Annotated in this window: 4 protein-coding genes and 2 pseudogenes; all 6 read right to left on the bottom strand. The window is 70.5% G+C overall.

Features of this window, described 5'->3' with window-relative positions; translation table 11 throughout:
* The coding region (locus BN4348_RS34125; RefSeq protein ID WP_142308639.1) for a Rieske (2Fe-2S) protein at window positions 1–497 on the bottom strand (497 nt) is incomplete at its 3' end.
* A complete protein-coding gene (locus BN4348_RS34130; RefSeq protein ID WP_066909208.1) occupies window positions 494–2023 on the bottom strand; it encodes an FAD-dependent oxidoreductase in 1530 nt (509 codons plus the stop codon). The genes BN4348_RS34125 and BN4348_RS34130, both read right to left, overlap by 4 nt.
* Window positions 2020–2619: pseudogene (locus BN4348_RS34135) on the bottom strand (FAD-dependent oxidoreductase); the annotation flags it as partial. The pseudogene BN4348_RS34135 and the gene BN4348_RS34130, both read right to left, overlap by 4 nt.
* Window positions 2599–2983: pseudogene (locus BN4348_RS34140) on the bottom strand (MarR family winged helix-turn-helix transcriptional regulator); the annotation flags it as partial. The pseudogenes BN4348_RS34140 and BN4348_RS34135, both read right to left, overlap by 21 nt.
* Window positions 2984–3105: 122 nt before the next feature.
* On the bottom strand, window positions 3106–3501 hold the full coding sequence (locus BN4348_RS34145) for a DUF2784 domain-containing protein (RefSeq protein ID WP_066909214.1): 396 nt from the start codon (window positions 3499–3501) through the stop codon (window positions 3106–3108).
* 47 nt (window positions 3502–3548) lie between these two features.
* Window positions 3549–4218 (bottom strand): DUF5914 domain-containing protein (locus BN4348_RS34150; RefSeq protein WP_066909217.1); only part of this gene is annotated, 670 nt, incomplete at its 5' end.

Raw genomic sequence — 4218 nt, forward strand, 5'->3', positions numbered from 1 at the left:
CCCGCCGGCCTCGGCGCAATGATCGGCTCGTCCAGCGGGGCTTCGCCGCCCACGGAGTCGAGGCGCACCCACGCCAGCACGCCGTCGTCGTGGCTGGGGAAAGGCTGCCAACGCAATTCGCACGTCTCGCCGTCGAGGGCCAGCCCGTGCCATCGGCAGTACAGGACGCCACCGCGCACCAGCCCCGTCGCGAGGTCAGCGCCCAGGTGCGGACAGCTTGCCGGACCGACCCGCAGCCGGCGGCGCTTGTCGCGCCAGGCGACCAGGTCGATGCCGGCGACGCGCGCGCCGTGGGGGCGACCGGCGCGCACGTCGCGGCTCGCGGCGAACACATACCAGTTTCCGGTCGGACGCCGCTGGGCCCGTTCCAACGCGGCGTTGATGATCCCCGGTTGCGCGTCGCGATAGGTCGGGCGCTGCCGTGTCCAGGAGGCGCGCGGGATCACGCCGACGGGCCAGTCTTTCGACCGGCGACGCAAGCGGTCGACGAAGCTCATCGCCGCCGCCCCTGGCGCTCGGCAAGCGACCGCAGCAGGGGCGACCGCCCGCGAGTGGGAACGGTGCACAGTTCGTGGCCGGTCAGACCCCACGACTCCAGCAGCCGGTTGGCGGCCGCCCATCCGGTGGTGGCCGCCCGTTCCATCAGCGCCACCGGCAGGTCGACGCGGATCCCGTCGCCGGCCAGCACCAGCCCGGGGTGCGGCGTGCCAACGGTAGGGCGGTGCAGGTACGTTCCGGGGGCGAACAGCGGGCAATCGCTGCGGCGCAGTTCGCGTTCGTAAACCACACGCGCCGGCGCGGTTTCGGGATACAGCTCGTGCAGGCGCCCGATCGCGGCCTCGCCGGGCGATTCGGCGCCGGCCGCATACGAGTGCAATTCGACGACGGATCCACCGTGCCGGCGTGTCCACGCGGCGGCGTCGCGTTCGTAGCGCTCGAGCACGCTGATGTTGTCGACCGGCTCGTGACCGGCGGTGCCGAGGAAGGCAGGCCGGTCGGCGCCGACCGGCCGGTCGAGCCAAAGGCGCTGCACCACGAACGGCGGCGCGGTGCGCAGCAGCCGGATCCGGGTCCGCCAGGAATCGTCGCCGAGGCCGGGCGACGCGGCCGCCACCCGCTGCAGGCCGCCGACGTCGAGCGCCAGCACGACCGCGTCCGCGTCGAAATGCTCACCCGAATCGGTCTGGACGCGAAGGGTTTTCGGTGCGCCGGGGTCGATGCGGGACACCCGCGCGCCGAGGTGCACCCGAACACCCCGGTCCTGCAGGTAGTCGCCCAACGGATTCCACAGTGCGACATCGAAGTTCGCAGTGGCGACGTCGAAGATCAGGCCTTCGCTGGAGCCCAGGAAGTAGATGTGAAACATGGTCGCCAACTCTGCGGCGGACAATTGCGCCGGTTCGGCGAAGAAGCTGCGGGAGAACACCTCGAACGCGAGATGGCGCGCGGACTCGGGAAAATTGATGCTCTTCAAGAAGGTCTCGGCGTCGACGTGGTCGAGCCGTCGATAGATGTCGGGCACCGACACCGCCGCCAGCGGCGCGGCGGCCCGGGCGTTGATGCGCGCCAGGTCGCCGAGCCGAAACGTCGGACTGCGCAACGCGAATGCCAAGGCGTTGAACGGCGGGGTGCGGGGCAAGCCGCGGAAGCTGTCGCGGCGGCCGGCGCCGTCGATCAGGGGGTAATCCTCGACGGCGGTGAGCAGGCGCAGCTGCGGGTCGACCCGGCGCAGCAGGGCGCGCAGGTTGTAGTACTGGCGGAAGAAGGCGTGGAACCCGCGGTTCATCGGGAGATCGGCGCCGTCGTGGTGTTCGGTCCAGCCGCCCACCCGGCCGCCGAGGTAATCCTCGCGTTCCACCAGGTCCACGGCGACGCCACGTTCGGCGAGCGCGGTGGCCGCCGTCAGACCGGCGATTCCGGCGCCGACGACCACGGCGCGGGGCCGCGACGAGAGNGAGGCGCGCGGGATCACGCCGACGGGCCAGTCTTTCGACCGGCGACGCAAGCGGTCGACGAAGCTCATCGCCGCCGCCCCTGGCGCTCGGCAAGCGACCGCAGCAGGGGCGACCGCCCGCGAGTGGGAACGGTGCACAGTTCGTGGCCGGTCAGACCCCACGACTCCAGCAGCCGGTTGGCGGCCGCCCATCCGGTGGTGGCCGCCCGTTCCATCAGCGCCACCGGCAGGTCGACGCGGATCCCGTCGCCGGCCAGCACCAGCCCGGGGTGCGGCGTGCCAACGGTAGGGCGGTGCAGGTACGTTCCGGGGGCGAACAGCGGGCAATCGCTGCGGCGCAGTTCGCGTTCGTAAACCACACGCGCCGGCGCGGTTTCGGGATACAGCTCGTGCAGGCGCCCGATCGCGGCCTCGCCGGGCGATTCGGCGCCGGCCGCATACGAGTGCAATTCGACGACGGATCCACCGTGCCGGCGTGTCCACGCGGCGGCGTCGCGTTCGTAGCGCTCGAGCACGCTGATGTTGTCGACCGGCTCGTGACCGGCGGTGCCGAGGAAGGCAGGCCGGTCGGCGCCGACCGGCCGGTCGAGCCAAAGGCGCTGCACCACGAACGGCGGCGCGGTGCGCAGCAGCCGGATCCGGGTCCGCCAGGAATCGTCGCCGAGNAGCGGCAAGGAGGTCCTTGTCGCTCAAATCCGCCATGGCCTTGCTGAGATGAATACCGAGCGGCCTGAAGAAGGCGTGCGCCAGCGTCATCCCGCTTTCCTCGTAACGCAGCAGCCACTTCCGCCGGTCCTCGGGATCGGGTTCGCGCCGAATGTGGCCCGCTTCGATCATCCGATCGACGAGATAGGTGATCGCCGCGGGCGATACGTCCATGCGCTGCCGCAGTTGGGCCAGCGTCAATGGCTTTCCCGCCGTTTCGCTGACCATGATGTGCAGGAGAGCGTGGAAATCGCTGCTGCCGACCTCGTTCGTCCGCGCGAAGTGGCGGCCGATGCGATCCGATTGCGCGGTGATCGCCCGCATGTCGGCCGACAACTGCCTCTCCAGCTCAGCCCGGCCGGGCGGTGGATCCTGTGCGCGGCGCCTGCTCACCTACCCGCATCCTTCATAAGACCCACCAGCGTATCCGTGCGCTTAGCCGGCACCTAGCGCAACCTGCCGCGCGTCCGGATCAGCGGCAGGCGTGAGTCGCGCCTTCTGGCCAGGGCGATCCACGAGACGGCGGCCGCGACGAAGGCCAGGGCCTGCGCGGCACCGGTTCGGCCCGGCGGGTAGAGGACACCTTCGATGTAACGGTCGACGAACCCGGTCGAAGGCAGTGGCTTCATGCCGGCTCGCGCGCGCGCCCAATCTTCCAGGGAAGTCAGCGGACACGGCACCGGCAGCGTCACGACCACCACGCCCCAGCACACGCTCGCCAGGTGCAGCCAGATGGTGCGCGGCCAGCGCAGCGCCAGGAAGCCGCCGCTGGGCAGGTAGATGAGGTAGGCAAAGTGCGCACCCACGCTGAGGATCACGACGGCGAAATGCGCCTTCTTCATCGCTGGTTCGGGCTTCCGGTGCTGGCACGTGCTGGGGCACGTCCATGTTAGTCACCCGTGCGTCGGCGGTAACGGCGCTCCGCGTAGGCCAGATCGTCACGCCACAACCGGGTGGCGGCGTAGCGCATCAGCGGTGTGATCAGCGGGCCCGCGCGGCGGGCGGCGATGAAACCCGGGCGTTGCGACGTTGCGACGGTGGCTTCGATGACGGCAACGCGCGGTCGGCCGTCGGGCCCTGAACCCATTGGGGTCGCGTGGGTTTCGACGATGCTGCCAATTCCCTCGCCCTCGATGATGCGCATCACGACGGTGCGTGCCTCGGGGGTGGTGAATTCGGCGATGACGGGCACGCCGAAGCGGCCCATCCGGAACGTGACCGAGACCAAAAACCGGTCGTCCTCTTCGGTGGGGGTGGTGAGCACGTCGAGCCGGGTGAACGAGTAAGGGTGAAACCACGCGCCGTGCCAGGGATCGAGCCGGTTGGCGACGATGTCGGCCGGTTCGCACCGACCGACCAGGCTGGTGACCGCCGCCAGGGTGTCACCCGCCGGCCTCGGCGCAATGATCGGCTCGTCCAGCGGGGCTTCGCCGCCCACGGAGTCGAGGCGCACCCACGCCAGCACGCCGTCGTCGTGGCTGGGGGAAGGCTGCCAACGCAATTCGCACGTCTCGCCGTCGAGGGCCAGCCCGTGCCATCGGCAGTACAGGGAGGCACCC

The organism is Mycobacterium interjectum, from assembly GCF_900078675.2.
Taxonomy (GTDB): Bacteria; Actinomycetota; Actinomycetes; order Mycobacteriales; family Mycobacteriaceae; genus Mycobacterium; species Mycobacterium interjectum.

Coding starts and splice junctions, on each gene's coding strand:
- BN4348_RS34145 (WP_066909214.1), bottom strand. CDS start 3,501: ATGAAGAAGGCGCATTTCGCCGTCGTGATCCTCAGCGTGGGTGCGCAC.